This window comes from Vibrio sp. E14 (assembly GCF_020515785.1).
GTDB lineage: Bacteria > Pseudomonadota > Gammaproteobacteria > Enterobacterales > Vibrionaceae > Vibrio > Vibrio diabolicus.
This window is the reverse complement of sequence record NZ_JAHPJI010000003.1, coordinates 548,704-574,097: the sequence shown is the minus strand read 5'-3', so window position 1 is coordinate 574,097 and position 25,394 is coordinate 548,704. Positions and strand designations below refer to the sequence as shown.

The following is a 25,394-nucleotide window of genomic DNA, read 5'->3' as shown; positions in this document are numbered from 1 at the left end:
GGTTTATATTCTTTACAGCTCAAACAGTGAAATCAGTGTCATAAAATTTATGAAATTGCTCCCAAAAATAGGCTTTTTACTCTAAATTTATGGGATCAATCCCAAGCCAAGATTTCTCACAATTATCAATAAAAACATTAATTTACCTTTTTCTAAATAACGACTTTATGAGGAAAATTGCCCTTAAACGCCCCCTTAACTCTTCCAGATAGAGTTCACGACAATCAAAGGTTCTAAATTAAATTTTGATGCTTGATACCATCTATTTTTATTTGTGACTCATTCCCAATAAGTCATCGAGTGCATATCAAAAGGTTGGCATTAATGGTAAATTCTCCGCCAAATCAAACACATTTACTCCTCGAGTCATTGATGAGTGAATAAAGCAGATATTTGGCTAGGGATAATACATGTCACTTTGGGGATTTTTGGGAGCGGGGATTGCCTACTTCATGACAACGTTTGCCTTTGTTTTTGGCGGCATTTTTTGGTTATGTGCTGAAGGTAATACATTAAGAGAAACAAAGCGCCAGTCATCAATAATGTCCGGGGTTATTGCTTGTACTATTGGAACTTGGGTGCTTGCTTTTGGTGTTTACGTTTACGGTTACTTTTGGGATAACTCTTCTCACTATTATTTTTATTTGCTCGCTCCATGGGGACTTGCCATTTTTGGGGTAAAACTTCGTAACCGCTGGGTTAAGCAATACGCGCGTGTAAAACACGCAAAAGAAGAACAGTGGCAAAAGCGCTGGCGAGAATTATTAGGGGAAGATACTGAAGATCTTCCACCATATCCACATGATTACGAGCTCTACTCGGGCATTTGGCAAGCCAATGAAGCGCTCCGAGAACAGTGTTTTGCAGCCCTTCCTCACGGGAAAGCAGTCTACGAGAGAGTGAAAGCCTTCCAAACGATGGCCTCCCCCGCTGGTGACATAAACGATCAAATTTTGCTGAGTAAACTCGATCAACTAGAGGATGAAACCATTCAAGTTCTTGAGCAACACTCGCAAAAGAAAGTAAGCATTGAAACTGGCTCAGGTACTTTACGCAAAGAGTCAAAACGCAATGTTTATCGCCATGAGAATGGCCCAACAGAAGAGCAACTGTACGACTCAATCAACCTCCAACATGATTTGGATCGAGAGCTACGCAACATTATCTATGATCGGCTCGGTTACGATGGCGAAGATGAGTACTTTTTCCTCCAAGCGCCACTCGAAGAGCTTACCGAGAATGAAACCGCAATCAACTGGATGCTCTGGGGTTTAGTAAGCGACCATTTTGCTGTTGACCCATATCAAACGGCGTTGGATCTCAGCCTAATGAATGCGGAACCAAGATGGGGGCAAAATGAACGGTTTGTAATGATTACGGCTCAATAAACGCAAGTACTAAGCCTAACTTTAATACCACCTATTCTGAGACCACCCTCGCGTTGGTTAACTTAGCCAATAAGCCGCCAACGCGATCACGCATTTCACGTCTGTCTACAATCATATCTAATGCACCATGTGCTAATAAAAACTCACTTCTTTGAAACTCGTCTGGTAGCTTTTCACGTACCGTTTGTTCAATAACACGCCGTCCCGCAAAGCCAATGCTTGCTTTAGGTTCACCAATATTGATGTCTCCCAACATGGCTAAACTCGCCGAGACGCCACCATAAGTTTGGTCCGTCAATACTGAGATATAGGGTAATCTGTGCTCAGATAAGTGGTTTAACGCGGCGCTGGTTTTTGACATTTGCATTAGTGCTACCAAAGACTCTTGCATGCGCGCCCCTCCGCAAGCAGAAAAACACACTAGCCCAGATTTTGTATTAATCGCAGTTTCAACGGCGCGGACAAATTTCTCGCCAACCACCGCCCCCATCGAGCCAGCCATGAAAGAGAATTCAAACGCACAAGCTACAACAGGCAAGCCTAGTAACTTCCCCTGCATCACAACCAAGGCATCTTTTTCTCCAGTCGTTTTCTGCGCGATGGCAATTCGCTCTTTATATCGCTTTAAGTCTTTAAAACCCAAAATATCCTGCGGTTCCAACTCACTTGCCAACTCTTGCTGTGTTCCATGATCCAGAAAAGTGTTCAACCTTTGACGTGCAGCCATTCTCATGTGATGAGAGCACCTAGGACATACTTCCAAATTCTCTTTTAATGCCGCGCGATAAAGTATTTGTTCACATTCAGGGCATTTTGTCCAAACGCCCTCTGGAATAGACGCTTTGCGCGAACCTATTATATTCTTATTCTCAAATAACCTTTCTAGCCAACTCATGAGTACCTCATTATTGATCACCTCGTAGCACGACATCTGCATCGTTTGCCCGCTCTGACTGTTAAATAAAATTGTATGCAACTCAGTCTGAGGATAAAGTGCAATATGCTGGCTTGATAATCCAACAAAGTGGGACAATAGAATGTTTGATAACGTCGACCAAATCTGGTTAAAAAGTTTTCACTGTGTGTATGAAAACAACAGCTTTAAGCGAGCCGCTGAGTGTTTGAATATACCAACATCGAATGTCAGCCGACATATTGCCCTGCTTGAAGAAAAGTTAAACATCAGGTTGTTCAATAGAACGACAAGGCGAATGACACCTACCGAGGCAGGAGAAGAACTCTATAGCAGCACTCGTCCATTATTAGAACAACTCAACAACGCTCTAGAAACCGTGACTCGCCACTCGCACACCGTAACGGGAGAGCTACGTATTCTTATGCCAGACACACCTGTACTGGCCAAAGCGGTTGTCACCTTTTGCACGCAATACCCGTCAATCTCTTTGTCTTGCGATACAACGCTAAACCCTAAAGATGATGTTATTGATAGCTTTGATGTCATTTTGAGTTTTCATAGAGGGACTTTGTCTGACAGCAATTGGGTAGCAAGGGAAATCAAACGCTGGCCCAGTGTTATTTTGGCTGCGCCTCAACTGCTTATTAAGTGCGGCCGCCCTTACAAAATTACGGATTTAAATCATGTTCCCTGTATCACGACACTTACTGCAGTAAATGGCGCTCCCTGGGTGTTTAAAAATCCCGACGGAGGTCATATTACGCAAACAGTACAATCCTCGTTCAAAGTAAACAGTGGCCATCTCGCTAAATCTGGCGCGTTATCAGGGCTTGGATACGCAATACTTCCAATAGCATCATGCAAAGATGAGATCGAGAGCGGCAAGCTTGAAGTCATCCCTCTAGAATACGAACCTGAAGATTTAGTGCTTTATGCGTTTTACTCTTCTAGAAAGCACTTAGCCAAGAAAATCTCTATGTTTGTTGAGCACTTAAAACAACACGCGAAGCTTAACGCCTAGTTAAGCACTAATCATTTATCCCAATAACTATAAAAACTGGCATAGTAGAGCAAATCGACATTCGATTTTCTCAAATAAAAAAGCCAGCAATCGAGATTTACTGGCTTTTGCAAAAGGATTTCCGTTGGCGTTTAAATTCTAAACGCTCCTACGTGGCGATCGAGAGTTCTCGATAATTCCGCAAGTTGTTGACTTGATTCTTCCAATTGCTCACTCGCCGTTAGCGCGTTTTTCACGGAGTGACTGACGGTATCCATATTCATGTTAATTTCATTTGCTACCGTCGATTGCTGTTCTGTTGCCGTTGCCACCTGAGTATTGATATCCAAAATAGTGGTCACTTGATCTGCAATTGCCTCTAGTGCTTGTCGAGCGAGCTCCGTTTCTGCAGTGCCTTCTTCAATTAGGGTTCTACTATTACTCATTGAATTAACCGCACTTTGGGCTTCGGTTTGCAACTGATGGATCATATTGTCAATTTCATCAGTGGACTGAGCCGTTTTAGTTGCAAGATTACGGACCTCGTCTGCCACTACGGCGAAACCTCGTCCGGCATCACCGGCGCGCGCTGCTTCAATAGCGGCATTTAACGCCAATAGGTTCGTTTGCTCAGAGATCCCTCTAATGACTTCGAGAATACTACCAATCGACTGAGTGTTGTCCGCAAGGCTTACGATAATATTGGAAGTACTGTTCATCTCGTTTTCAAGATTCGTCATCGCCGTCTTGGTGCGTTCTAGCGTATTGTAGCCATCTTGAGTTTCATTACTTGCCGTACTCGCAGCACTCGCTGCACCAGCAGCATTTGACGCGATTTCGTTGACGGTCGCGATCATTTCGTTCATAGACGTGACAACCAGCATGGTTTGCTCATTCTGCTCCTGGCCTCTTGCAAGCGCTTGTTGAGATTGTCCACGCAGCGCGACAGCGGAACCATTCAGATCCACACCAGTATTTACAACTTGTGTAATGATTTCATGTACCTTGCCAACAAACACGTTGAACGCCGAAGAAATTTGTGCGACTTCGTCATTACCTTTTGCTGGTAAACGAACCGTTAAGTCTCCGTCACCTTTCGAGATGTCTTGCAACGCCTCCTTAAGCGCAGAGAGCGGTCGCATCAGCTTGTTGAGTAGAAGCGATAGAGCCAAAACACACAGAACGAAGATCACCACCATGGAAATCAGTTGGGAAGTAATAATTCCATTCGTCGCTTGGCTTACTTCTGTAATAGGAATACCAATATCAAACGTGCCGTACAACTGACCATTCACGTAGATCGGCGCCATGATATCAAACACCCACACTTTCTGGACATCGGCATACCACTTTGAATACTGTTGTACACCTTTGGTTGCACCTTCAACGGTGTAGTTATCATTGTAGGTTTTATTTAGCTTTTGCTTATCACTGTGAGCAACCGCCGTCACATTGCGATCAATTACGACTGCATAGCTTACGTCTGAACGTTGTTTCAAACCCTCAACGAGCGATTGTAAGTCTTGCATTGGATTGGCTGAGTTCTCCAAAATATAACTTGCATTTCCTGCTAAAAACTCAGCTTGAACTTGGGATTTGTTTAAGATGATGTCATCGATTTTCTGACTCGAAATTAGGTACGTTGATGCCATACTTGCCACGACAGCAATACCAAACATGGCGCAAACGGCTAATAAGATGATTCTTTTCATTTTAATTGTCTCGGTACAATTCAATGTGATGCTCACGACAGAGCGTTAAGCCTTTCGCCTCTTATAACCAACACAAACTGTATTTTTAGCCTGTCTGGCAAAGCTAGACGTAACTTTGTAGCCACTGTATCTGCCTGATTACCGATAACTTTAGAATGAAGGAAGAAAAGTCTTCAAAACGTCACATTTCTACGAGGTTTGGCTGAAAGACAAGGGAGCAATCGCTAACTTCAAGTAAGCGGCCACACTAGCATCGAGCGTTAAAGAAAGAGTTCTAGTTAGAGCCTTGAAAATATAAATAAGCGAGCGCTTCGACCTATATTCTTACAATTCTCCTTTGCTCAATTAAGTTAATTCTATTCCAAACTCTTTGATAACGATGGTCACAATGAAGAAACAAACGATTGAAATAATGGCGCAAATCCCCAAAGAGAACCAAAACGAATATCGGCTCAGTAAGAAAGGAAAAACTAGAAACATCGGCAATGTAGGCAGTACATACCAAAAAGTATAAAACGCGTGGTTCGCGAGCTTTTCCTGACCTTGCCCTTCAATATACATCCAAATCAAAGCTAAAATAGTGACCGTCGGGAGCGCGGCAATCAGCGCTCCCGCTTTATCACTTCTCTTGGCAACTTCAGATATCAGCACCACTATTCCTGCGGTTAACGCGTACTTAGTAATCATCCACAACATGAAAGAGCTACCTTTAATAAACAAAAAGCGACGTAATAATTACAACAGAGCTTAGCTCATTAACGTCGTAAACCCGTGCATGCCCATATATACACCAACGGCGCTAATCAAGATCCCCGATAGATAAGGTGCACGACGAGCCACATCGTTCAAACCACTCCACTTCGATGTTGCTTTTTGAACGCCCACTGCCGCGACAACACCAACCGCAACTAAAGTTAACGCTAGACCAATACTGAACGACACCACCAAGGTTGCACCAAGTGTCATGGCCTTAAGTTGCAAACAAATGAGTAAAACAGTGACCGCCGCCGGGCATGGTATTAACCCACCAGTCAAACCAAACAGAAGTATTTGTCCATTGGTAACATCTCGATCGCCAAAGCGCTTTTGAATATCTAGAGCGTGAGCACGCTCATGAGCATCTTGGTACTCTTTATTCTCACTTTCCGAATGGGAATCCGCATGAAAATGCACCTCGAAATCGTGGGTGTGATCATGGTGCCCGACCATCAACGTGACGAAGAAATCATCAGAGGCTTCAATACAGGAGGCGGACTCCAAATAGCCATCGCGCTCAATAAAGTGATAAATATCAGAAGGCTGTCTGATTGCGTTGGGTAGCACTAGTTTAACGTTTTCAGCCGTTAAAGGCTTACCGTTAAGTGTGCGTAACTGAAAACGGCAGTGATGCCCTTCTTCTACGATAGAAAGCGATAGATGCCCATGACCAGTATCGACAACTTGCGTTCTCCAGTCTCGAGCTTGCTTATGAGCTTTGTGCCAAGCTCGCTCATCACTCCACGTTCTCCAGAACATCCATAAACCCGTCGAAACGATAATCACCCCAGAGATAAGCTGCATCCATGGCTCCGCAGCTTCTGCAGTAAATCTTTGACTTATATACATCCCACCCGCAGCAATTATCCATACGATCGCCGTATGGGAAAGCGTTGCAGCCAACCCCAACATCACCGCCTGCTTCACTGTTCCTTTTACGGCCACAATAAACGCGGCCATCATCGTTTTTGAATGTCCTGGCTCTAATCCATGTAACGCTCCTAATAAAATGGCGCTGGGTATAAAAAACCATCCGTTACCTTGTTGTAATAATGTGACGAAATCCATTGTTATTCTCAATATGCTCTTCTAAAGTTGCCCTAAACTATACTCCCCCCTAGTATTTAATACTACCCCCCAGTATAAGATGAGTGCTACATTATCAGTTAGAATCTCGCAGTCAGTAACTTAAAGAAGATAAGACATGTCGCATACAACTAGAGATCAAAAGAAGCTCAATACCCGTGTCAGCAAAATACAGGGTCAGGTGAATGGTCTTAAAAAAATGCTGGAAGAAGAACATGAGTGCCAAGATGTGTTGCAACAAATCGCTGCAATTCGAGGGGCTGTAAATGGCTTAATGAAAGAGGTGATAAAAGGCCACTTACTTGAGCACGTTGTACTTGAGGAAGACAAAACTCAACGTGAAAAAGATATGGAAGTCGTATTGAAAGTACTGGACTCCTATATCAAATAACACGATTTCATTAATTTTTTGAAGTGCCATTATCGATTTTCATTAAAATAGATAACGCAAGTCCTAAGGCGATAATTTGCAAATGCCTCGCTCGATATCCAATACATAAACATTTATTTTTATAAGACTCGAGTCGCAACGAACATATTGCCTGCATAGTAAACTCCATGCATTTAAACTGTACATGGAGGTTACTATGCCTGGTGCTTTCGCACATATCACAGCGGTAAATGAAGCTTCTGCTAATAATGCATTGATGAAGTTAAACATACCTCAAGAAGCAAAAAAGGCTTTAGCTCAAAATAAACGGTATTTAGAGCTCGGTTGTGTAAGCCCCGACTATCCTTACCTTGCTCTAATGAGTTCTGCGCAAAATAAGTGGGCAGATAAAATGCATTACAACCACGTTGGTAAGCTAATTGATGCTCTTATTCAACAGGTAAAAGCCGAAGATAACGAACACTTTGAAAAAGCCTTCTCATGGTTATGTGGCTTTGTAGCACATGTAGCAACCGATATTACTCTTCATCCTGTTGTTGAATTAAAAGTGGGCCCTTACGCAGAAAACGCCCAGCAACACAGAATTTGTGAAATGCACCAAGATGCTTATATTTGGCTGTCCAGGATGCAACTCGGAAGTATTGGCCTTGCAGATAGAGTCAGAGAAAACATCGGCAGTTGTGTGGACCAGAATAACAACAACCTAATAGATCCTGTTATTCGTATTATTTGGTCTAATGCTCTTTCAGCTACTTATCCCGAATATGCTAAAGAATGCAAACCTGACGTAAACGTCTGGCACGAAGGATTTCAATCCGTTGTGGACAATGCTGAGGAGTCGCATCGCTTATTTCCTTGGGCGAGGCATGTGGCTTCTAAACTAGGGTTAACTTACCCGCTTCCAAACGAAGTTGACTCTACTTATATTCAGGATTTAGAAACGCCAGATGGTATTAAGCACTACGATGAAATTTTTGATAAGGCGATTAAGACAATCCAAATATTTTGGGAAAAGCTGGCAGCTACCATTTATGAAAACCAAGATACTGGCTTTTTTGAAAATTGGAATTTAGACACTGGCCGAAATGAAAGCGGACAGCTTAGTGCTTGGAGAAATCTATGAAGCTAATCATCGTTATCACCCTTCTTCTCTCATTGACTTCTTGCGCTAACAGCTCTCAATATCCTGAAGAGGTCATGTTTGATATGGCCTCGATTTTAAAAGATGTAGCCCAAGCTGTTGACGGTGAGCTCAAGTTTGGAGACACAGCAGGACTAACAGAGAAAGAAATATTCGAAAATGCGATGTCAGCTAATCCAGCTCAAATCACCAAACTCTCACAGTTAGCTATCGATGGAAACATTTCTAATTATCGAATTCTTTCAGAGTTTCAAGGTAATAATGCAGTTATGTTGATATGTGACGGGGATACAGCACTAATGGAAGATGCAGGTTGCAACTCAGAATTTGATAAGATCTATTGGGACTCCCCAAAACCTTACTCATGCCAAATCAAACTTGATGCGGCATCTCTTTGTACTGATTAACAGTAGGGAAAATAGAGGAAATTTATGAGTAATACATGGCTTTAACTTATGCCTGTCATGTATTACTCACAATATGCAGAAACAGGTAATATTTAAAAAGCTCAAGCTTACCTGTAAGAAATCACTACGTTCTGTAAAGCACTTTTACAACATGCCAGCCGAACTTGGTTTTGACTAGATGTGGCGTCAGAACCTCGCCAGAAAAGCACACTTTGTCGAACTGAGGTACCATTTGACCACGGCGGAACTCACCAAGATCACCACCGCGCTTGCCTGACGGGCAAGTGGAATACTTCTTCGCTAGTGTCTGAAACTTTGCGCCTTTTTTCAGTTGCTTGATAATGTCTTCTGCTTGCTCTTTGTGCTTCACAAGAATATGTAATGCGGCTGCTGTATTTGCCATTGATCTATCTCTCACTATTCTGGTCGCGCAAGTGTACCCAATCCCTTTTAACACGCCAAACATTTCTTGTTTATACCTAGGCGGCTTCAAGGCTCAAATACATGGGACTATAAAACTTTCGGCATAACAAGATTAAAATACAACCAAGTTTTGCTCAGTTAATCACTATTCTTTAAGAGATTGTCTAAAAAGCTCACATTTGTCTCTCCGATGGTTGAAGCCTTCGTCTGATAAGATTAGATTAGACACAATTCGGTGGTATTTATAAGGTTATTTCATGGCAAAAGTCGTTAGTAAAGCGAATCAATCTCAGGGCATGTTGATGTTCAAACTCACCCTGCAACAGAGTTTCGCGATAGGCACGCTAAAAGTCCGTGAAATCGTTCCGTATATGCCAACCACGAAGATCCCTTACTCGCATCATCACGTCATTGGCACCGTTACAATACGTAACTTAACAGTGCCTGTGATCGACATGTCAGCGGCTGTCGGCTTTCGTCCTATCAGTGAAGAAGAATACAAGAATTGCTACTTGATCGTGACAGACTGTTTGCGAACCGTGGTCGCCTTTATGGTTCGTAGTATTGAGAAGATCATTGAATGCGATTGGAAAGCCATTGAAACCCCACCAGCGAGCGCTGGGAAAAATATTTTCGTAACGGGTATTACTCGCTACGAAGACAAAACGGTTCAGATGCTGGATGTAGAACTGCTGCTTTCCAAAATTTATCCGCAATACGAAAACTCAAAGATCCCGATGCTGACAGATGTTGAACGTGAGCGCCTAAAAGCATTAAGCATTCTTTTGGTGGATGACTCTTCCATCGCTCGTAAACAGCTGTGTGATGCTCTTGATAGTATCAATATCGGATACCAAATTTGTAAAAATGGTTTAGACGCATTAGAGCTGATGAAAAGCGAGGCTGAGGCTCATCGACCAATCGATATTTTGGTCAGTGATATTGAGATGCCAGGGCTTGACGGCTACGAGTTAGCATTCGAAGTACAAAATGACTCCGCTCTTAATCACTCATACCGCATTTTGCATACGTCGTTATCGAGCGAAATCTGTGTAGACAGAGCTCACCAAGTTGGCGCACACGAGGCGCTTGAGAAGTTCAATGCTGGTGAGCTGATTGAAGCCATGCTGCGCGGTGCAAAAGAACTAGAAGCCAAAGCTATGGCTTCTTAAATCTTAACTAAACAGCCAAGAAACAAATTGTCGAATATGGTGTTTTGCGGCCATTTTTTCGCGCAGAAGCTTTGATGTTCGCAGCTGCTAGTTTCTCAGGTCACTTCTTTGGCATCGAGTAACTACGAGATACAAACTCTGTCTCTTCGACTTGATTGATGTGATTGATATAAGAAGCCAAGCTATAAAGTACATTCGCCAATAAGTTCGCGTAACGAAATAGAATGGGGGCAGGTTGCTTCTTACCTGCATGTTCGATCGCAACTAATGCTCGTACCGTTTTTTTAGCTTGGCAACGGCACAAATGCAATTGACTGGATGCAGGGTGCCCTCCGGGTAGAACGAAACCTTTGAATCCTCCGTCAATGCGTTGCTTAAGTAATTCATAATCTGCCTTTAGCTCTTCAACTTCCGCTTCTGTAATCGCTAGCTTTCCGCGAACCGAACCATTTAGGTGATAAACATTAGGCTGCATTCTTGTCAGTATATCGCGGCTAAACTCGTCCAGATCCATCGCGAGAACTAAACCAATACGACTACAAAGTTCATCTGCCGTGATTTCAAAGTCACAAACCGGACTGTCCTCGTAAATAAAGGGATAGCAAATCTCGCTCAATTCCTTGCTCACAGGCTTCATGCTTTTGTTCCAATATAAAAAAGGGAGCCAGTATAACCTAACTCCCCCTTATGCGTTCATTATTCCGAATGCTCGATATTTACATGACCGGTTTACAATCAAGCACTTTCGATTTTCTTGTGACCTTCTTGAAGGTGAACAAAGTCCACTAAATCGTCGCCAGAGACTTGATACGCTTGACCAAAGCCTTTAACAAATAGCCCCGATTCTGGTTTTAAGTTGAACAACACGAAATCCTCTAGCTGGCTGAGACCATCAATAATCTCACCAAAACGCTCTTTCATTTGTCCAACAACTTGGTGCCACATCTCCGTGTCACGCTCAACCACATTTGCCACAGCATCAAAAGTTAAGCGCTTACGAGCAAACAACTGCTTTGAAGGCTCTTCATCTTCGATCATCATCAAAGAAACGTTTGGATTTTCTAGAAGGTTACGAGCATGACGAGCGATTTTAGAAATGAGTACGAAGTAGCCTTCCTGATTTTGGACATAAGGCGCGTAGCTTACATTAGGGCGACCTTCTACATCGACAGTTGCAAGCTGAAGCGTACGACGCTCCTGACGAAACTCTTTGATCTCTGGCCCTAAACGACCTTGCAAACGCTCTTGTTTAACTTGTTGATCCATATTGATACCTGACTTTACTAATTAGTATTCGAGTTGAGCCTCGATTATGTTTGTGATTACTTTTTCAATTCGGCTTGCAGGGCGCGGAATGCCGTGACTTGATCTTCAAGTAGCTCGCGCTTTTCGTTACGGCCTAAATAAACTTTGAAAACATTGCTTCCGCACTCAGAGAAAAAGCCAAAATAGTGACTCTCTCTGCCCATAAACGGTTTGCTGACCAATGCAACATTTTTAACATTATCTAGCTTCAAGTGACCGTGTAGCTCACCTTCTCTGCCCATTAAATTGTAATAGCCACGCGCCACTTTTCCTTTTGGGAATGGCGCTTTGACTTCAAAAATAGAGCCAAAAGAGTGAACAATAGTCGTCACCGGGCCGAAACCAACCAAACCTTCTAGAATGCTTTGTGCTTGCGCTCCTGGAGCGATGGCCACCATTTCCTGCGGCAAAGCCGCAACAACCTCAAATTCAGAAATACCGAGACGTTCTGCCATTGCTGCTGGCAATAATTGCGGTTCTTGCTCTAGTAATGCTTCAACTTGTTGTTTGATTGATTCCATATGTTTTCCGTCTTTTTTCAATTTTTTCATTAATTATTGGATACTTTCGGTACGGTTTCGTTCATCTCTGACGTAAGTACCTGAATACAACCTTGAGCCAATGAAACAGCCCAGAAACTACCAGCAAGAGTAAGAACTAGGCTGCGTTCATGCAGTTCCACTAAACCTTTTTGCTGCCACACTTTAAATAGAGGCATTAAAAATCCGAACGTGTCCTCCCCCATAAACGATGGCAGTTGGTTTGCCTGAACGATACCGCGATCAAACCCGGATTTGAGTGCAGCAAATAGTGGATCTAGAGGGCTTTGCTTCATCATCATAGCGATGGGGCTTTGCCCTTCTTTGATGGCTTTAATATAGGTCGCCAATGTGCGATGTTGCATCATTCCGTAACCACCGATATTACCTCCAGCGCCACAGCCAATTGGCAGTACCTCTGCATATGTCTTGGCTAAACTGTTGTATAAACTACGTTCACGGTTATCGATTGCCCAATGGTTCACACTCAGTTGCTTCATATGGTGTTTGTCCATAAAGTTCACACCGAGCTCATACATGCCTGCTTTTTCTGGTGTGGTAGCTGGTGGGGGGATTTTTCCTTTTTCTACAAGGTTAAGCATGGGTGCTGAACCACCGACTACCAACTGATATAAGTCCAACCCGTGTGCGCCAGTCGAGAGAAAATCATTTAAATCTTGCTCTAGCACTTCTTTGGTTTGATAAGGCAAGCCGTAGAGTAAATCGATAATGACAGGAATTTTGTCTTCGTTGGCAATCTCGCTAACTCGCTTGAGCACATCTTCTCTATCATCTAATCGTTTCGCGCTGCGACGCACTTGTGTATTAAAACTTTGCACACCAAAAGAGAAACGATTAAATCCACCGTCGAGAGCGCCTTGGTATAGCTCATCAGAAAAACGGTTGATGCGACCTTCTAAGGTGATTTCACAATCCGCAGCCAAAGGAAAGTGATCATGAATCGCCTGACCTAACACGCGAACCTGTACTGGAGACAGATCCGTTGGCGTTCCACCACCAATATACACAGCATGGAAAATACCGTTTTGTGTCCAAGGCAGTGCAGCTTTCTCCTTGAGCTCCTGCATCAGTGCGTCAAAGTACTCATCAACCAGTGCGCGGCTCGCAGCATTTTGAAAGAAGTTACAAAAGGTGCAACGTACGCGACAAAATGGAACGTGAATATAAAGACAACGTTTATTGGTCGCTTTAACCGAGTTAGCGGTAACGCTTGAAAAAATCGCCTGTTGCTGAGGTGGAGGTACAGGCACGCTCGCTCCGCCAGCGTGTGCCGAATGTTTCTTAACAAAGGCAAATCGCAATGGGTCAGGGCTATCGCTTCCCAACACTGATTCGTCAAATTTATCGATATCGACGCTCATATATACTCGCTTAGCTCCCACCATATAAGGGGTAGAGGCTCGTCTTTAAAAATCTGCAAGAATCATAATTTGAGCGTAATGATAATGCAATTGATAATTGATCTTATTTCGGTTGTGAGTAATAATCTGCTCAAGTTTTCATAGTTTCCCGAGATATTCCGTGAACGTACAAAGATATGTCATTGCAGGAGGTGCTTCCCTTGCCATCCATGCCGCACTTCTTTTTGTTTCTCAAGAAACGAAAGTGTTCGCGATGCCTGCTGGAAATCCAGCAAGTTCGGTAAGTTTAAACCTTGTATCGGCACCACCACCTACCGTCGAAAAATCCACGCCAGAAAATGTGGCGCCACCAAAAGAGCCGCAGCCTCAGGAGCAGCCTGAGCCAGAAAAGAAGATCGTAAAGAAACAGGTCGTTAAGAAAGACGCTGTTAAGAAAAAGGTAGTGAAGAAAAAAACAGAGCCGATTAAACAATCTAAGCCTAAGACGGTGGAACCAGCCAAAGCCGTAACAAAACAAGAGAATCAGCCCGAAGCCAAACCGAAGAAAAAAACGGAACCGGCGAAGAAAGAGATGGTCGCTCAGCAAACCGCGCCAGCGAGCCAATCCAAAGGGGCAACGTCTCAACCTATTTTGGTCGACAAACCAACGTTTGTGAATCAACCAACTCAGCCTCGCTACCCAAGATCTGCACAAAGACGCGGTATCGAAGGCGTAGCCTTATATGAAATATGGCTCGATGAAAATGGCAATCAAATTAAACAGGTTTTGATTGAGTCTTCCGGCACAGAATCGCTGGACGCCTCAGCGCTTCGTGCCATCAAACAGTGGCAATTTACACCACATATTTCGGGCGGGCTAAAAGTGGCTCACCGAGTACAAGTACCTGTTCGTTTTAAGTTGGATGGATAATGGAACAACTACAAGAATTACAAACTCAACTTGGCCTAATGACATGGCCTTTGATCATTTGCTCAGCCCTCACCGTCATGATCATTACCGAGCGGTTATTCCACGTTTTGATTAGCCTTGGCGTCGGGAAACGAGCCATTCGCCAAAAACTCATTGGGTTAGACCCAACGAATGGAAACGATCTTGAGACGCTTGCAGAAGAATTGTCGCATAAGCGACCGCTCCTTTATCGTGGCGTTGCCATGTTGCTTGCCCATCACTCTTTCTCAAAGTCTCTAAGAGAAGATGCCGCAGGCATTTGGCTACAAGAAAAACGTCATCAGCTGCATTCTGGCCTTCGCTTACTGACGTTGATTGGCGTCATTAGCCCTTTGATTGGTTTGCTTGGTACGGTACTTGGCTTAATTGAGATGTTCAAAGGCATCGCTGTCTCAACGGGGAATATCACCCCGAATGATTTGGCAGACGGTCTAGGTTTGGCCATGCGCACTACTGCAGCAGGTCTTATTATCGCCCTTCCTGCGATTTCAGGAGCACAAATCATTGGTTTGTGGGCGGATCGTGTGATCGCCAAACTCGAACACACATTAAACTATGTCAACTTATGGCTTGAAGGTATCTCTCTGCAACACGTGTCGCCAGACAATTCAACATTAGCAGTGCGCTCTTCTGCAAAGGTCGAGGCATAAGCACAATGATTAAAACGCCAAAAGACAACACTCGTAACGACTTAACTCCTGATTTAACACCGCTGTTGGACATCATTTTTATCGTAATGGTTTTCCTGATGTTAACTGCAGCGGTCAAGCTCGATTCATTAGATGTCAATTTACCGAGTACAGAATCTCAGGCCGTTGCAGATGTCGATAAGCAATCCATCACGGTAAATATTCTCAAAGACGAGCCTTACTGGGCCATTAACGGCAAGACATACATCGATTGGGACAACTTTACCCTCGCGCTGCTAGAAGAGAGTAAATCAAGCGATAAACCGATTGTGATTGGAGCAGAAAAAACCGCGAACATTCAGTCGCTAGTTCAACTTCTCGGCTTTTTACAAGAAAACGGAATTCAGGCAACTCAGTTACTCACTGAAGAGCCATCATAAAAATAAGTAAGATAGAGATCCTTTCAAAATGAAGAACACACGTGCCACCATTCATGCTGTTGTTACGGCAGCCATTTCCCTACTTGCGAGTAGCCAACTTTTTGCCAATGAAACACCATCATCAGAGCGTGTTGTTAGTGCAGGCAGTGCCGTCACTGAACTGTTGCTTGAACTCGACGCTAAAGATAGCTTGGTTGCTATCGACGTAACCAGTCAGTTACCAAAAGGCATGGAGCTGCCTAAAGTAGGCTACCATCGCCGCCTTTCAGCAGAAGGGTTGCTCGCCTTACGTCCGACAAAAGTCATTGGCTCTGATGAGATGGGACCGAAAACAGCATTGAACCAATTAAAAGCGGCGGGGGTAGATGTAGAAATCGTCAATACCGATGCCAACGTTGAGGGCCTTTACCAACGTATCTATCAAATTGCGAACCTTATGAATCGCCAGGCTAAAGCGGAAGATTTAAAGCAAGATGTGAAAGCGCAAGTTCAAGCACTCAATGCAAATCAACCTGCTCAAGCTCAGAAAAAGAAAGTACTGTTTCTACTCATCCATGAAGGTCGACCTGCGAACGTTGCAGGATCAGAAACCACACCCGATGCAATTATCCAGCTAGCAGGCGGACAAAACCCAGCTGCTGACCAGCTGTCTTCTTACAAGCCTTTATCCACAGAAGCCATGGTAGAGATGCAGCCTGACGTTATTCTCGTTAGCGGTCGCAGCTATGAAACGCTGGGCGGTGCCGATGCGATTTTAAAAGCAATGCCACTTCTCGCCGCAACACCTGCGGGAATGAATAAAAATATCATCACGATTGACGGTCACGCCCTTGTTGGTGGTTTGGGTCTTAAAAGCCTTGCAGAAGCCGAGCGTCTGAATGCGCTGCTTTACCCATAGAGACATGACATGTTGTTAAGACGTATCTCCCTTTCAACGACGTTATCAGTACTTAGTGGCTTTTTAGCATTTGTTGCTATCGCCTCTATTACAGTAGGTCCAATGAGCATTAGTTTCACTGACAGTTTGCGTAGCCTAACAGGAAGCAGTTCTGATCTCGCTCCTCACATTCAGTTGGTGATTAATGAGATCCGATTACCTCGCACCATTTTATGTATGTTCATCGGGGCTATTTTGGCGATTTGTGGCGTGGTTATGCAGGGCTTATTCCGTAACCCGCTGGCCGAGCCCGGCATCATTGGTGTGTCTGCTGGTGCTGCACTTGGCGGTGCGTTCGCTATTGTTGTATTTGCAGAGTTTAGCCAAAACTATCCGCAACTAATGAACTTAGCTGCGCTGCCTCTTTTTGCTTTCCTAGGTGGTGCGTTGACGACCATTCTCGTTTATAAGCTCGGCACAAGTAAATTTGGTACCTCAGTTACGATTATGTTGTTAGCTGGTGTTGCCATCAGCGCGCTTTCAGGAGCGGCGATCGGTTACATGAACTTTATTGCTGATGATCAGATGCTACGAGATCTAACACTTTGGTCGATGGGCTCATTAGCTGGCGCAAATTGGTCGGGGATAGGCCTATCCGCTGTCACGCTGGTCGTCCTATTATTCTGGTTCCAGAAAAAATCGATGGCGCTGAATGCTCTTCTGCTAGGGGAATCAGAAGCAAGACACTTGGGAGTTCCGGTCCAAAAACTCAAACGACAGCTTATTTTGCTCTCTGCATTGGGGGTTGGTATTACGGTGAGTATTAGTGGTGCAATTGGTTTTATCGGGCTCGTGATTCCTCACTTAGGACGCATGCTAGCAGGCCCCGACCATCGAACGCTACTGCCAATCTCTGCACTCATGGGAGCGCTGCTTCTTACCGCTGCTGATATGTTTGCTCGTATTGCCGTGGCACCAGCAGAATTACCCGTCGGTATCGTGACCGCCTTGATCGGTGCACCCTTCTTCATCTACTTATTGTTCCAGCAGAAAGGGAAGATTTTGTAATGAACCAGATCGTTTTATCGGGTAAAAACATTTCGATGAAATATGGCAAGCGCATTGTTCTCGATGACATCAATATTGATATCCGAGCTGGTGAAGTGACCGCCCTACTCGGCCCCAACGGTGCGGGAAAAAGTACTTTGCTCAAGCTTCTGTGTGGTGAAATCTCTTCAAATCATGACATCGCCTACTTCGGTAAACAAAAGCATGATTGGGAGCCTGAAAAAAGCGCAAAACACATTGCGATGCTCCCACAGCACAGTACGTTGACCTTCCCATTTTTAGCCAGAGAAGTGGTCGAATTAGGCGCGATTCCGCTATCGCTGTCCAATAAAGAAACCACTAAGTTAGCTTTACATTACATGAAACAAACCGATGTAATGCATTTGGCAGAAAGCCTCTATCCATCTTTATCTGGTGGCGAAAAGCAACGATTACATCTAGCACGCGTGATGACACAGCTACACCAATCTGGCGAGGAACGAATCTTGATGCTTGATGAGCCAACCTCTGCGTTAGATCTCGCCCACCAACACAACACGTTAAAGATTGCTCGTGAGGCCGCGAAAATACAGAACGCCGCAGTCGTTGTCGTGTTGCATGACTTGAATTTAGCCTCCCAGTACGCAGACCGACTTGTACTTTTACATAACGGAAAACTGGTTTGTGATGACACACCATGGAATGCACTGACGCCAGAACGCATTGAGCACGTTTATGGCTACCGCTCCATCGTGACAAAACATCCAACTTTAGACTTTCCTCAAGTTCAGGCCGCCGCTTAGCGTGTATCTCTTCTGAGCCGTCTCTTCTGCTTTCCAAACGACAAAGGCCCGCAATAATCATATTGCGGGCCTTTGCTTTGATATTTAATCGAATCTTGGGCTCAAAAGAGCGGCGAGAAAATTACTGTGTTCTGCCTTGGCTTTACAACCAAAGCAGCAAACAAGTGTTCATCTAGCGCTCTCAATTGCTATTACTTACTCATTTGGATCAATGAACGGCCAATCAACCACTCGAGCTCTTTGTCACCACCTGCGCCAAACTGGCTTTCAACCATTTTGTATAAACGGTCAATACCGTTAGCAGCAAATTCTTGCGCATTTTCGGCCGTGACAATGTGATGGAATAGCAGTCGTAAAATCGCGAGGAACTCAGCATCTTCCAGTGCTTTAATCCAACTTTGTGAAAATGCACTTAGCCCTTTATCAAACTCTAGGTGTTCAATAAACATTTTAAAGATACGGCCATCCAGTGCGGCGGTGAAGTCCGTTTTCTTAGGGAAGTGATGGCTAATACCGGTACGAGATATACCTGTCTGCTGACTTAGAGTCGTGTACGACATTTTGTCGTAACCTAGTCTTAGTAGCTGATCAACAACGGCATCCATGATCTTTTGGATAGTGATTTCGGTATCTTCTTTACTACGCTTTGGCATATTTTAAGCTCTTCTCTTTGTAAATCCATCTAACTCACTATTAAATGAGGCCAGAATGAAATCATTCTTAGCATTATACCCAAGTTGCCCAAGACACTTCGTTAAGCGAAACCTAAAAATTGAACCGCTAACACCTGCGCATTAAGGCCATTTGGATATATGTACTGCGACTACTTAATATAAAGTTAAGTTCCAAATCATAACGTCTTTACAGTGCGTAATGTGCAATTTGCAGTTATGTTTTTGTCAATACATGCTACTCAAAATAAGGCGAAAAGTTAGTCTCATCAAAACCTTGCGCCAATTATTCATCGAAACTATTCAAAGACCAAGAATGATAATTATTAAAAATAATCAATCAAGAAATAGTCTTATAAATTGTCCATTAGTTCAACTGGGCTGAGCGAAATCTCGTCACTATGTTCGTTAATTGATTTTAAATGTTGATATATATCACATTAACGTTCTTGATGATTTAGTAATCCAATCTTTAACCCTTACTTAACAAGCGCCTATTCTGTTCTTTTTTTATTCAAAACTCGTCATTTTTGTAGATACAGATCAAATACCTGATAGAATACCCTTAGTATTTACAAGAGGATTCGTTATGAGTGTCGAATTAGAAAAAAACCAAGTATGTGAAGCTTGCGGCTGCGCAGGCGAGATTGGCTTCATCATCAAAGAAGGTGACGAAGTTGCCGACGTAACGGTTTTCGCACAGACAAAAACAGAGCTAGAGTCTGAACTACAAAAATACATTGAGCTCGCTAAATCAGTATGTGCTGATGTTGAATACAATGTTTCTGAAATAACAGAAGAGTCAAACCAAGCGACGGCTCGATTCAAATTTGAAGTAAGTGCTGAAAAGCTTATCTTTGAATTAAAAACTCGCTCACTCGCGCGTTAATGGAAAAAGCGAGCTCTGTGCTCGCTTTTTTATTTTTCCTCTATCCTAATATTAAACAGACCGTTTTTTGGCGTTTATTTATCTTTTTTGAATACCACCCACTTTAACGAACCATTCGTTTCAAAATCGTTCTCAGCTGTACACATCAGTAATACACCCTCAACATTAATCACGGCTCCGGTGGTGTAGGCTTTATCATCGTAGTAACAGATACGCTGACCTACCTTGCCGTCAGCGACCACCAGCGCTTTGCTTTCTGGCGTACTGTATGATTTAGCAAAAGCGGCCCCAGATAGTAGTACTGCTACAACACCAGCGGCAAAAATAGACACTCTTTTTAACTTCATGAAAATCTCCCTCAGACGCTCATGATACTAACAAGGACGCTTGTTCAGTTCTTGGCAGAACCTCATATTCTTCATATCTCTACTGATATTTTCTCACATTTACTTTTTAAATAAACTATATAATCAATCACTTAATCATTCCCTAACTTGCACACTGAAGAAACTCGGCATCGTGAGCGCGTGTATGCTTTCAGATAAAGCCCTAATTTGAAGTTCTTGGGCTAAAAATCAAAAACTGTTAACAAAGTATGCATAATGAGTCTATTTAAGTATAAGATGAGCACTTAAGATCTCTATGTTTAACTAAGTCTCTGGCTATGCGTTTTGTTTCCCTTTTCCTTACCTTGATGCTGCTCTGCTTCCCATCTTTCGCATATGAGCTAGATTACTACTCTAAGTTTGGTCACACCGATAATTACGGTAATCTTGATCTACGAAACAAACCTTACACCCAATTACCTTCTGGGTTAGTGGTCAAAGGCAACTTAAATATCTCGCAAACCCCGATCAAAAAGCTGCCTAAGGGGCTTGATGTTGGAGGCAGTTTGGAAGCAACCAACAGCGTACTCAAAACCATTCGCTCAGGTACAAAGATAAAAGGTTATGCGAATCTACTGGGTAGTAAGATCGAAAACTGGCCTAGGGGCATCAAACTCGGCGGTTATCTGAACTTGACGGATACACCATTAAAAACGCTCCCAGCTAAACTTCGAGTCAAAGGCGATTTAAGTGTTATTCGCACTCCTATCTCTGCTCTTCCTGAAGGATTGGTGGTTGATGGTAACCTTTATATAGGAGGATCAGCGCTACAAGTATTTCCAGACACGATGACGGTGAAAGGGAATATCTTTTTAGGTGGTAACAAGATCACCAAGTGGCCTAGCAATTTAACCCTTGGCGGGGCTGTTGCACCTTAAAAAGCAGACAAGAAAAAGCCCCGGGAAACCGAGGCTTTAAGGCGTTCATAATCCATCAAGTTCAGTGATGAATATTACTCTTGATTGTTCACTGGGTTGGCATAGCTCGCCACCAAATAAGGTCTTGCCCCTTCAGGTAACTGCTCCAATTTATCCGCGAGGTTACGCTTCACCGCCTCTGTGATGATGCTTGAATCTTCGCGTCCAGCAGCTAGCAAGTTGATTGGGTACAACTTGTAGTTGTTGTGAATTTGGCGGTCGATTTCGCCGGCAAGAGATTCTGGCGTTTCAAACTCTTGATCAATCACATCACCAAACGCGACATGCACACGGCCTTTATAACCAATGATGCCCTGAATAATGCTTTCGATATCTTCAAATTCACCTTTTTCATAACGGCCATTTTCTGCTTTTTCGTACAGCTCTTTTGCTTTGGCAATGTCACATGGATCATTTTCATAGGCAATCGAGACAGGAACGATTTTCAAAGAACGCGTGTATTCACCAAAGCTGATCTTCTGCTTGCGGCCTTCAACATGGAACATTTTTAAAATCGCAGGATCAGTAAAGTCGTTTCCATCTTTGGCACGACCTTCCTTTTGGGCAATCCAAATTGAATTACCGGTATCAAGCGAGTGTTTAATGTAGCTCGACAGTTGTCCTAATGCTTTCATCATTTCTCTAGGCGCCTTAGCAGAGCGCTTAACGATGAAGCTTTTATTGAGTCGCATCAATTCTGTCGCACATGGCTTCTTCAGCAGGTTGTCACCAATCGCAATACGAACCGTACGGTGCCCACTTTGGTACAAGCCATAGTTTACTAGCGCAGGGTCCATCGCAATATCACGGTGGTTAGAAACGAATAAGTACGACGTGTTTTTATCCAGCTTATCCAAACCAGAAAAAGTGACGCCATCCGTTGTCTTATTCAATGTATCTTTCAGATACTTCTTCACTTCAATCTGAATCGCTTCTACTGAATCAAGCTTGCTCCATTTAGCTTTCAGATAGATGCGCAGGATCGGGCTCATTAGCGTTTTAAACCACGCTGCTTTATTAGCAAAGCGATGATCGAGAATAGCAGTGATAAATTCATCATCTTGGATTAGACGATCCAGCGCTGCTGGAATTTCTTCGTCATTGTAAGGACGAATTTCAATATAAGGATCGGTATTGGCAGTCATTGTTCATTACATATCAAAAAAAGCTGGCACATTTTACGCATAGTTTTGCTGACAAGCAGCATTTCAACCCATACTTTTAACATGGTCATACCAGTTAGGCTACAATTTCTCATGCTAAAAAATTCTCTCAGCTGGTTGGAATCGTATAGGTTTAACGTTACCCTTAGCGCCAAAAAACACTGGTACTCATAATGAACTACGCAATTGAATTTCACGACGCTAAATACCCCTTTCTTGAAGTAGCTGCGCGCAAAAAAGCACTGAAGCACAGTCTGCTGTCTGTCGTCGAAGGGTTAGCCGTCATTAAATTGGGTAAGCAGGAGTATGCCATTGAACCAGGCCAATATTTTTGGATTCCTCAAGGATGTTTGAGCTCCCTCACCTTTTTACCTAATTCTCGTGTATATCGTTGTGATTTTTCTGTGCGTTTAAATGATGACTTCTCACAACAAGCAGGTTTTGTGAAACCTTCACCGCTGCTAAAAGCCCTCGTCGAGAAACTAGCAACAACAGCCGAGCGCTCAGATCTGCAAACCGATCTGCTGACGGTAGTAAGACATGAAGTATTGACTCTCTCTCCGAAACTAGCGCACTCAACGTTAACAAAAACCATCAATCAGTGGACGCCTGGTTGTGACATGGACATTTCTAAGGAGCTGTGCTTGGTACTGACACTCCGTGAAGCAAGAAAAATGAAGCTGTCGGGAAAGAAAGAAGAGCAGATTGTCGATACGCTTTTTGCGGGTAACACAGAAGAATATGAGCAACTTTGCTTTTTGGTCTTTGGAGAAGCGCTATAACTCGCATTCTAACGAGCCATCTTTTCAGTATTACGCAGAGTGATGCGCGCAGAGAATAGAGACTCAAATAAAAAGGGCGTGCATGGATGATGTACGCCCTTTTTATGTTCGCTCAAGGTGACTAGAAGGGAACTTCAATCTGCATCATCCAGTCAGCGTCGTAATATTCGTGCCAACGATAATCAAATCGCATTCTTGGCTGTCCGCCGGATTTATCACCAAAACCCACGCTGAACATCAGGCCATGACTACGGAGCCACTCTTCTGTGTCCATTTTGCTCTCTTCGTCTCGGAGCTCTTCCGGCATCCAAAAACCAAGCCCAAAATAATTCTTTTCTAGATTTTGGGTTAGGAGTGGTGTGTCTTCCGGCTTAATCGCCCACTCTTCCCAATAGTTTTCTGTTGGCCCTTCGAATCTCGCTTCCGCAGCATACCAAATCAACGCATCCGTACTTAATACGCCAATGGAATCTAAAATTTCTTCACAGATAGGAAGGGTGTTATCTTCAAACACAACAGAACGATCAGAAAAATAGTTACACGCAGAATGAGCTTGTGTGACCACAAGCAGCGCACATGCACTAAATACGGCTAATCTGACCATGAAAATCTGACCTCTCAGTTCCCAGATAATGTTTCTTTGTATAAGCCTTCGTTAAGCAACAATTCACAGACGGACGGGGTTGTGTAGGCGTTTATGTCTTCACCCGTAACCAATGCGTTACGTATATCCGTGCTTCTGACTTTTACTTTTTCAGGGCACGCCATAACAGTCCAACGTTCCATAATCTCGTCTGCTCTACTAAATTTAGCAAATTTGAAGAAATTATCAGGACCTATGACAAAAGTTATATCGGCTGTTGGGTAGATTTCTTGAATTTTTTCTAACAACGCATAGGTTGTCACACTTTGTCCGGGTTGGTACAAAGCTTGCTCTGCATCAGAACGCCGAACATTAGAAAGCCCCATATCTTTGATGAATGCATCAACCATTTTGCACCGAGTTGGGTAATCGAGCATATTCTTGCCCCAAGCGTGTGCAATGCTAGGTTCAAGTAGCACAAGGTCAAAGTGGCTCAATGACTCAATAACACTTTTGTGCCCTAAACTAGGTGGGTTAAATGCACTACCAAAAATGGCGATTTTTTTCATATCCGGTGATTACCTGGTTGAAGAGAGTTTTCTAATCTGATGATTTCGGTATGATACTACTAATCTTTACAGCTTTTGACCCTAAAGTCGTGTTTATCAGTCTCAATTGCATGGTTTATCACCATTTGAGCAAGCGGGCTTTGGTGTCTGAAATATTTGCAGGAAAAGGAACCCTAAATGGAACAATCCATCCGTGATGAAATGCGTGTACTCCCTTCAATTGATCCGCATTTTGAAATTGAACGCCGTATTGCTTTTATTAAGCGTAAGCTACAAGAAGCAGGTTGTAAGTCACTGGTGCTTGGCATTAGTGGCGGTGTTGACTCAACCACGTTAGGTCGCCTTGCCCAACTTGCAGTAGAACAATTGAATGCGGAATCAGGTACTGACAAATATCAGTTTATCGCAGTACGTCTGCCTTACGGTGAGCAAAAAGATGAAGATGAAGCGCAACTGGCACTCTCTTTCATCAAGCCAACACACTCTGTGTCTGTGAACATTAAAGATGGTGTTGACGGTTTGCATGCGGCGACCGATACCGCGTTGCAAGGGACGAGCCTGCTTCCGACTGAAGTCGACAAAATTGATTTCGTAAAAGGTAACGTAAAAGCGCGAGCTCGTATGATTGCACAATATGAAATCGCTGGTTACGTTGGCGGCTTAGTATTGGGAACAGACCACTCAGCAGAGAACATCACCGGTTTTTACACTAAGTTTGGTGACGGCGCGTGCGACCTTTCCCCTCTATTTGGTTTAAGCAAGCGTCAAGTCCGCGAGTTGGCTGCAACATTAGGCGCACCAGAGCTACTTGTTAAGAAAGTACCAACGGCTGATCTAGAAGAACTAGAGCCGCAAAAAGCAGATGAAGATGCTCTGAACTTAACTTATGAACAGATCGATGACTTCTTAGAAGGCAAACCCGTTCCACAGCAAGTGAGTGATCGTCTGGTAGCGATTTACAAAGCAACGCAGCACAAACGTCAGCCAATCCCAACGATTTACGACTAAGCGATATTTTCCGTTCACTTTTAAACTCAAAACGCTGCTAAAGTTAGCAGCGTTTTTATTGAG

Annotated in this window: 30 protein-coding genes; 16 read left to right on the top strand and 14 right to left on the bottom strand. The window is 43.5% G+C overall.

Annotation, left to right across the window (positions count from 1 at the left end; translation table 11 throughout):
- The first annotated feature begins 410 nt into the window (after nucleotides 1–410).
- A complete protein-coding gene (locus LIX84_RS12050) occupies nucleotides 411–1,388 on the top strand; it encodes a hypothetical protein (RefSeq protein WP_226421398.1) in 978 nt (325 codons plus the stop codon).
- A 31-nt stretch (nucleotides 1,389–1,419) separates the two neighbouring features.
- Here the strand turns inward: LIX84_RS12050 and accD are convergent, their stop codons facing one another.
- Nucleotides 1,420–2,283 carry an acetyl-CoA carboxylase, carboxyltransferase subunit beta gene (gene accD, locus LIX84_RS12045; RefSeq protein ID WP_047008421.1) on the bottom strand — a complete coding sequence of 288 codons (864 nt, stop codon included), beginning with the start codon at nucleotides 2,281–2,283 and terminating at the stop codon, nucleotides 1,420–1,422.
- Nucleotides 2,284–2,425: 142 nt separating this feature from the next.
- On the opposite strand from accD, the gene LIX84_RS12040 reads away from it, so the two are divergent.
- On the top strand, nucleotides 2,426–3,325 hold the full coding sequence (locus LIX84_RS12040) for a LysR family transcriptional regulator (protein ID WP_182018284.1): 900 nt from the start codon (nucleotides 2,426–2,428) through the stop codon (nucleotides 3,323–3,325).
- 131 nt (nucleotides 3,326–3,456) lie between these two features.
- Here LIX84_RS12040 and LIX84_RS12035 read toward each other — a convergent pair whose 3' ends face one another.
- From LIX84_RS12035 to LIX84_RS12025, 3 genes are all read right to left on the bottom strand, one after another.
- Nucleotides 3,457–5,016 (bottom strand): methyl-accepting chemotaxis protein, encoded by a 1,560-nt coding sequence (locus tag LIX84_RS12035; protein ID WP_226421397.1) that lies wholly within the window; start codon nucleotides 5,014–5,016, stop codon nucleotides 3,457–3,459.
- Nucleotides 5,017–5,361: 345 nt separating this feature from the next.
- Complete coding sequence (locus tag LIX84_RS12030; protein ID WP_005392525.1) at nucleotides 5,362–5,712, bottom strand: DUF3147 family protein; 351 nt, start codon at nucleotides 5,710–5,712, stop codon at nucleotides 5,362–5,364.
- 51 nt (nucleotides 5,713–5,763) lie between these two features.
- Nucleotides 5,764–6,840, bottom strand: a complete 1,077-nt coding sequence (locus LIX84_RS12025) for a nickel/cobalt efflux protein RcnA (protein ID WP_047008424.1) — start codon at nucleotides 6,838–6,840, stop codon at nucleotides 5,764–5,766.
- 136 nt (nucleotides 6,841–6,976) lie between these two features.
- Here LIX84_RS12025 and rcnR point away from each other — a divergent pair, with 136 nt between their 5' ends.
- The 3 genes from rcnR (at nucleotide 6,977) to LIX84_RS12010 (ending at nucleotide 8,797) form a co-directional block, all read left to right on the top strand.
- Nucleotides 6,977–7,249, top strand: a complete 273-nt coding sequence (rcnR, locus tag LIX84_RS12020; RefSeq protein ID WP_085344497.1) for a Ni(II)/Co(II)-binding transcriptional repressor RcnR — start codon at nucleotides 6,977–6,979, stop codon at nucleotides 7,247–7,249.
- A gap of 196 nt (nucleotides 7,250–7,445) precedes the next feature.
- Nucleotides 7,446–8,372, top strand: coding sequence for a zinc dependent phospholipase C family protein (locus LIX84_RS12015; protein ID WP_226421396.1), 927 nt, complete (start codon nucleotides 7,446–7,448; stop codon nucleotides 8,370–8,372).
- On the top strand, nucleotides 8,369–8,797 hold the full coding sequence (locus LIX84_RS12010; RefSeq protein WP_226421395.1) for a hypothetical protein: 429 nt from the start codon (nucleotides 8,369–8,371) through the stop codon (nucleotides 8,795–8,797). The genes LIX84_RS12015 and LIX84_RS12010 overlap by 4 nt, the downstream gene beginning before the upstream one ends.
- A gap of 124 nt (nucleotides 8,798–8,921) precedes the next feature.
- Here the strand turns inward: LIX84_RS12010 and ppiC are convergent, their stop codons facing one another.
- Nucleotides 8,922–9,263, bottom strand: coding sequence for a peptidylprolyl isomerase PpiC (gene ppiC / locus LIX84_RS12005; RefSeq protein WP_074189873.1), 342 nt, complete (start codon nucleotides 9,261–9,263; stop codon nucleotides 8,922–8,924).
- Between the two features lie 214 nt (nucleotides 9,264–9,477).
- Here ppiC and LIX84_RS12000 point away from each other — a divergent pair, with 214 nt between their 5' ends.
- Nucleotides 9,478–10,392, top strand: coding sequence for a chemotaxis protein (locus tag LIX84_RS12000; protein WP_005392519.1), 915 nt, complete (start codon nucleotides 9,478–9,480; stop codon nucleotides 10,390–10,392).
- Nucleotides 10,393–10,492: 100 nt separating this feature from the next.
- On the opposite strand, the gene LIX84_RS11995 is transcribed toward LIX84_RS12000, so the two are convergent.
- From LIX84_RS11995 to hutW, 4 genes are all read right to left on the bottom strand, one after another.
- Nucleotides 10,493–11,029: an ATP:cob(I)alamin adenosyltransferase gene (locus LIX84_RS11995; RefSeq protein WP_048625311.1), complete on the bottom strand. Its 537-nt coding sequence runs from the start codon at nucleotides 11,027–11,029 to the stop codon at nucleotides 10,493–10,495.
- A 98-nt stretch (nucleotides 11,030–11,127) separates the two neighbouring features.
- Nucleotides 11,128–11,658, bottom strand: coding sequence for a heme utilization protein HutZ (gene hutZ, locus LIX84_RS11990; RefSeq protein ID WP_226421394.1), 531 nt, complete (start codon nucleotides 11,656–11,658; stop codon nucleotides 11,128–11,130).
- A 56-nt stretch (nucleotides 11,659–11,714) separates the two neighbouring features.
- Nucleotides 11,715–12,218 carry a heme utilization cystosolic carrier protein HutX gene (hutX, locus tag LIX84_RS11985; RefSeq protein ID WP_005392516.1) on the bottom strand — a complete coding sequence of 168 codons (504 nt, stop codon included), beginning with the start codon at nucleotides 12,216–12,218 and terminating at the stop codon, nucleotides 11,715–11,717.
- Between the two features lie 29 nt (nucleotides 12,219–12,247).
- Nucleotides 12,248–13,618, bottom strand: coding sequence for a heme anaerobic degradation radical SAM methyltransferase ChuW/HutW (gene hutW / locus LIX84_RS11980; protein ID WP_226421393.1), 1,371 nt, complete (start codon nucleotides 13,616–13,618; stop codon nucleotides 12,248–12,250).
- A 160-nt stretch (nucleotides 13,619–13,778) separates the two neighbouring features.
- On the opposite strand from hutW, the gene LIX84_RS11975 reads away from it, so the two are divergent.
- Genes LIX84_RS11975 through LIX84_RS11950 form a run of 6 tightly spaced genes read left to right on the top strand, consistent with a single transcriptional unit; the run spans nucleotide 13,779 to nucleotide 18,363 of the window.
- Nucleotides 13,779–14,528 carry an energy transducer TonB gene (locus LIX84_RS11975; RefSeq protein WP_041853118.1) on the top strand — a complete coding sequence of 250 codons (750 nt, stop codon included), beginning with the start codon at nucleotides 13,779–13,781 and terminating at the stop codon, nucleotides 14,526–14,528.
- Nucleotides 14,528–15,217, top strand: coding sequence for a MotA/TolQ/ExbB proton channel family protein (locus LIX84_RS11970; RefSeq protein WP_139059238.1), 690 nt, complete (start codon nucleotides 14,528–14,530; stop codon nucleotides 15,215–15,217). Before LIX84_RS11975 ends, LIX84_RS11970 begins: the two co-directional genes overlap by 1 nt.
- A gap of 5 nt (nucleotides 15,218–15,222) precedes the next feature.
- Nucleotides 15,223–15,636, top strand: coding sequence for an ExbD/TolR family protein (locus LIX84_RS11965; protein ID WP_046873761.1), 414 nt, complete (start codon nucleotides 15,223–15,225; stop codon nucleotides 15,634–15,636).
- A 28-nt stretch (nucleotides 15,637–15,664) separates the two neighbouring features.
- A complete protein-coding gene (locus LIX84_RS11960) occupies nucleotides 15,665–16,534 on the top strand; it encodes a heme/hemin ABC transporter substrate-binding protein (protein WP_226421392.1) in 870 nt (289 codons plus the stop codon).
- A 9-nt stretch (nucleotides 16,535–16,543) separates the two neighbouring features.
- Nucleotides 16,544–17,581 carry a FecCD family ABC transporter permease gene (locus LIX84_RS11955; RefSeq protein ID WP_012842435.1) on the top strand — a complete coding sequence of 346 codons (1,038 nt, stop codon included), beginning with the start codon at nucleotides 16,544–16,546 and terminating at the stop codon, nucleotides 17,579–17,581.
- A complete protein-coding gene (locus tag LIX84_RS11950) occupies nucleotides 17,581–18,363 on the top strand; it encodes a heme ABC transporter ATP-binding protein (protein ID WP_226421391.1) in 783 nt (260 codons plus the stop codon). Before LIX84_RS11955 ends, LIX84_RS11950 begins: the two co-directional genes overlap by 1 nt.
- Before the next feature lie 191 nt (nucleotides 18,364–18,554).
- Here LIX84_RS11950 and LIX84_RS11945 read toward each other — a convergent pair whose 3' ends face one another.
- Entirely contained in the window at nucleotides 18,555–19,016 is a 462-nt protein-coding gene (locus tag LIX84_RS11945; RefSeq protein WP_005392508.1) for a TetR/AcrR family transcriptional regulator, read from the bottom strand.
- 607 nt (nucleotides 19,017–19,623) lie between these two features.
- Between LIX84_RS11945 and LIX84_RS11940 the strand changes: the two genes are divergently transcribed.
- On the top strand, nucleotides 19,624–19,923 hold the full coding sequence (locus LIX84_RS11940) for a YfcZ/YiiS family protein (protein WP_005375307.1): 300 nt from the start codon (nucleotides 19,624–19,626) through the stop codon (nucleotides 19,921–19,923).
- A 74-nt stretch (nucleotides 19,924–19,997) separates the two neighbouring features.
- Here the strand turns inward: LIX84_RS11940 and LIX84_RS11935 are convergent, their stop codons facing one another.
- On the bottom strand, nucleotides 19,998–20,270 hold the full coding sequence (locus LIX84_RS11935) for a YnjH family protein (protein ID WP_006742199.1): 273 nt from the start codon (nucleotides 20,268–20,270) through the stop codon (nucleotides 19,998–20,000).
- Between the two features lie 317 nt (nucleotides 20,271–20,587).
- Between LIX84_RS11935 and LIX84_RS11930 the strand changes: the two genes are divergently transcribed.
- Complete coding sequence (locus tag LIX84_RS11930) at nucleotides 20,588–21,187, top strand: hypothetical protein (protein WP_226421390.1); 600 nt, start codon at nucleotides 20,588–20,590, stop codon at nucleotides 21,185–21,187.
- Between the two features lie 74 nt (nucleotides 21,188–21,261).
- Here LIX84_RS11930 and LIX84_RS11925 read toward each other — a convergent pair whose 3' ends face one another.
- Complete coding sequence (locus LIX84_RS11925) at nucleotides 21,262–22,371, bottom strand: 1-acyl-sn-glycerol-3-phosphate acyltransferase (RefSeq protein WP_226421389.1); 1,110 nt, start codon at nucleotides 22,369–22,371, stop codon at nucleotides 21,262–21,264.
- A 191-nt stretch (nucleotides 22,372–22,562) separates the two neighbouring features.
- On the opposite strand from LIX84_RS11925, the gene LIX84_RS11920 reads away from it, so the two are divergent.
- Complete coding sequence (locus LIX84_RS11920; protein ID WP_047008435.1) at nucleotides 22,563–23,171, top strand: hypothetical protein; 609 nt, start codon at nucleotides 22,563–22,565, stop codon at nucleotides 23,169–23,171.
- Between the two features lie 121 nt (nucleotides 23,172–23,292).
- Here LIX84_RS11920 and LIX84_RS11915 read toward each other — a convergent pair whose 3' ends face one another.
- On the bottom strand, nucleotides 23,293–23,775 hold the full coding sequence (locus tag LIX84_RS11915; RefSeq protein ID WP_226421388.1) for a hypothetical protein: 483 nt from the start codon (nucleotides 23,773–23,775) through the stop codon (nucleotides 23,293–23,295).
- Between the two features lie 14 nt (nucleotides 23,776–23,789).
- Nucleotides 23,790–24,323: a nicotinate-nicotinamide nucleotide adenylyltransferase gene (locus LIX84_RS11910; protein ID WP_226421387.1), complete on the bottom strand. Its 534-nt coding sequence runs from the start codon at nucleotides 24,321–24,323 to the stop codon at nucleotides 23,790–23,792.
- 177 nt (nucleotides 24,324–24,500) lie between these two features.
- Here LIX84_RS11910 and nadE point away from each other — a divergent pair, with 177 nt between their 5' ends.
- Nucleotides 24,501–25,331, top strand: a complete 831-nt coding sequence (gene nadE, locus LIX84_RS11905) for an ammonia-dependent NAD(+) synthetase (protein ID WP_226421386.1) — start codon at nucleotides 24,501–24,503, stop codon at nucleotides 25,329–25,331.
- Nucleotides 25,332–25,394 lie beyond the last annotated feature (63 nt).

What these genes read in the sequence shown, in the direction of transcription:
- LIX84_RS12050 (WP_226421398.1), top strand. Translation starts at nt 411, where the DNA reads ATGTCACTTTGGGGATTTTTGGGAGCGGGGATTGCCTACTTCATGACA.
- accD (WP_047008421.1), bottom strand. Translation starts at nt 2,283, where the DNA reads ATGAGTTGGCTAGAAAGGTTATTTGAGAATAAGAATATAATAGGTTCG.
- LIX84_RS12040 (WP_182018284.1), top strand. Translation starts at nt 2,426, where the DNA reads ATGTTTGATAACGTCGACCAAATCTGGTTAAAAAGTTTTCACTGTGTG.
- LIX84_RS12035 (WP_226421397.1), bottom strand. Translation starts at nt 5,016, where the DNA reads ATGAAAAGAATCATCTTATTAGCCGTTTGCGCCATGTTTGGTATTGCT.
- LIX84_RS12030 (WP_005392525.1), bottom strand. Translation starts at nt 5,712, where the DNA reads ATGTTGTGGATGATTACTAAGTACGCGTTAACCGCAGGAATAGTGGTG.
- LIX84_RS12025 (WP_047008424.1), bottom strand. Translation starts at nt 6,840, where the DNA reads ATGGATTTCGTCACATTATTACAACAAGGTAACGGATGGTTTTTTATA.
- rcnR (WP_085344497.1), top strand. Translation starts at nt 6,977, where the DNA reads ATGTCGCATACAACTAGAGATCAAAAGAAGCTCAATACCCGTGTCAGC.
- LIX84_RS12015 (WP_226421396.1), top strand. Translation starts at nt 7,446, where the DNA reads ATGCCTGGTGCTTTCGCACATATCACAGCGGTAAATGAAGCTTCTGCT.
- LIX84_RS12010 (WP_226421395.1), top strand. Translation starts at nt 8,369, where the DNA reads ATGAAGCTAATCATCGTTATCACCCTTCTTCTCTCATTGACTTCTTGC.
- ppiC (WP_074189873.1), bottom strand. Translation starts at nt 9,263, where the DNA reads ATGTTTGGCGTGTTAAAAGGGATTGGGTACACTTGCGCGACCAGAATA.
- LIX84_RS12000 (WP_005392519.1), top strand. Translation starts at nt 9,478, where the DNA reads ATGGCAAAAGTCGTTAGTAAAGCGAATCAATCTCAGGGCATGTTGATG.
- LIX84_RS11995 (WP_048625311.1), bottom strand. Translation starts at nt 11,029, where the DNA reads ATGAAGCCTGTGAGCAAGGAATTGAGCGAGATTTGCTATCCCTTTATT.
- hutZ (WP_226421394.1), bottom strand. Translation starts at nt 11,658, where the DNA reads ATGGATCAACAAGTTAAACAAGAGCGTTTGCAAGGTCGTTTAGGGCCA.
- hutX (WP_005392516.1), bottom strand. Translation starts at nt 12,218, where the DNA reads ATGGAATCAATCAAACAACAAGTTGAAGCATTACTAGAGCAAGAACCG.
- hutW (WP_226421393.1), bottom strand. Translation starts at nt 13,618, where the DNA reads ATGAGCGTCGATATCGATAAATTTGACGAATCAGTGTTGGGAAGCGAT.
- LIX84_RS11970 (WP_139059238.1), top strand. Translation starts at nt 14,528, where the DNA reads ATGGAACAACTACAAGAATTACAAACTCAACTTGGCCTAATGACATGG.
- LIX84_RS11965 (WP_046873761.1), top strand. Translation starts at nt 15,223, where the DNA reads ATGATTAAAACGCCAAAAGACAACACTCGTAACGACTTAACTCCTGAT.
- LIX84_RS11960 (WP_226421392.1), top strand. Translation starts at nt 15,665, where the DNA reads ATGAAGAACACACGTGCCACCATTCATGCTGTTGTTACGGCAGCCATT.
- LIX84_RS11955 (WP_012842435.1), top strand. Translation starts at nt 16,544, where the DNA reads ATGTTGTTAAGACGTATCTCCCTTTCAACGACGTTATCAGTACTTAGT.
- LIX84_RS11950 (WP_226421391.1), top strand. Translation starts at nt 17,581, where the DNA reads ATGAACCAGATCGTTTTATCGGGTAAAAACATTTCGATGAAATATGGC.
- LIX84_RS11945 (WP_005392508.1), bottom strand. Translation starts at nt 19,016, where the DNA reads ATGCCAAAGCGTAGTAAAGAAGATACCGAAATCACTATCCAAAAGATC.
- LIX84_RS11940 (WP_005375307.1), top strand. Translation starts at nt 19,624, where the DNA reads ATGAGTGTCGAATTAGAAAAAAACCAAGTATGTGAAGCTTGCGGCTGC.
- LIX84_RS11935 (WP_006742199.1), bottom strand. Translation starts at nt 20,270, where the DNA reads ATGAAGTTAAAAAGAGTGTCTATTTTTGCCGCTGGTGTTGTAGCAGTA.
- LIX84_RS11930 (WP_226421390.1), top strand. Translation starts at nt 20,588, where the DNA reads ATGCGTTTTGTTTCCCTTTTCCTTACCTTGATGCTGCTCTGCTTCCCA.
- LIX84_RS11925 (WP_226421389.1), bottom strand. Translation starts at nt 22,371, where the DNA reads ATGACTGCCAATACCGATCCTTATATTGAAATTCGTCCTTACAATGAC.
- LIX84_RS11920 (WP_047008435.1), top strand. Translation starts at nt 22,563, where the DNA reads ATGAACTACGCAATTGAATTTCACGACGCTAAATACCCCTTTCTTGAA.
- LIX84_RS11915 (WP_226421388.1), bottom strand. Translation starts at nt 23,775, where the DNA reads ATGGTCAGATTAGCCGTATTTAGTGCATGTGCGCTGCTTGTGGTCACA.
- LIX84_RS11910 (WP_226421387.1), bottom strand. Translation starts at nt 24,323, where the DNA reads ATGAAAAAAATCGCCATTTTTGGTAGTGCATTTAACCCACCTAGTTTA.
- nadE (WP_226421386.1), top strand. Translation starts at nt 24,501, where the DNA reads ATGGAACAATCCATCCGTGATGAAATGCGTGTACTCCCTTCAATTGAT.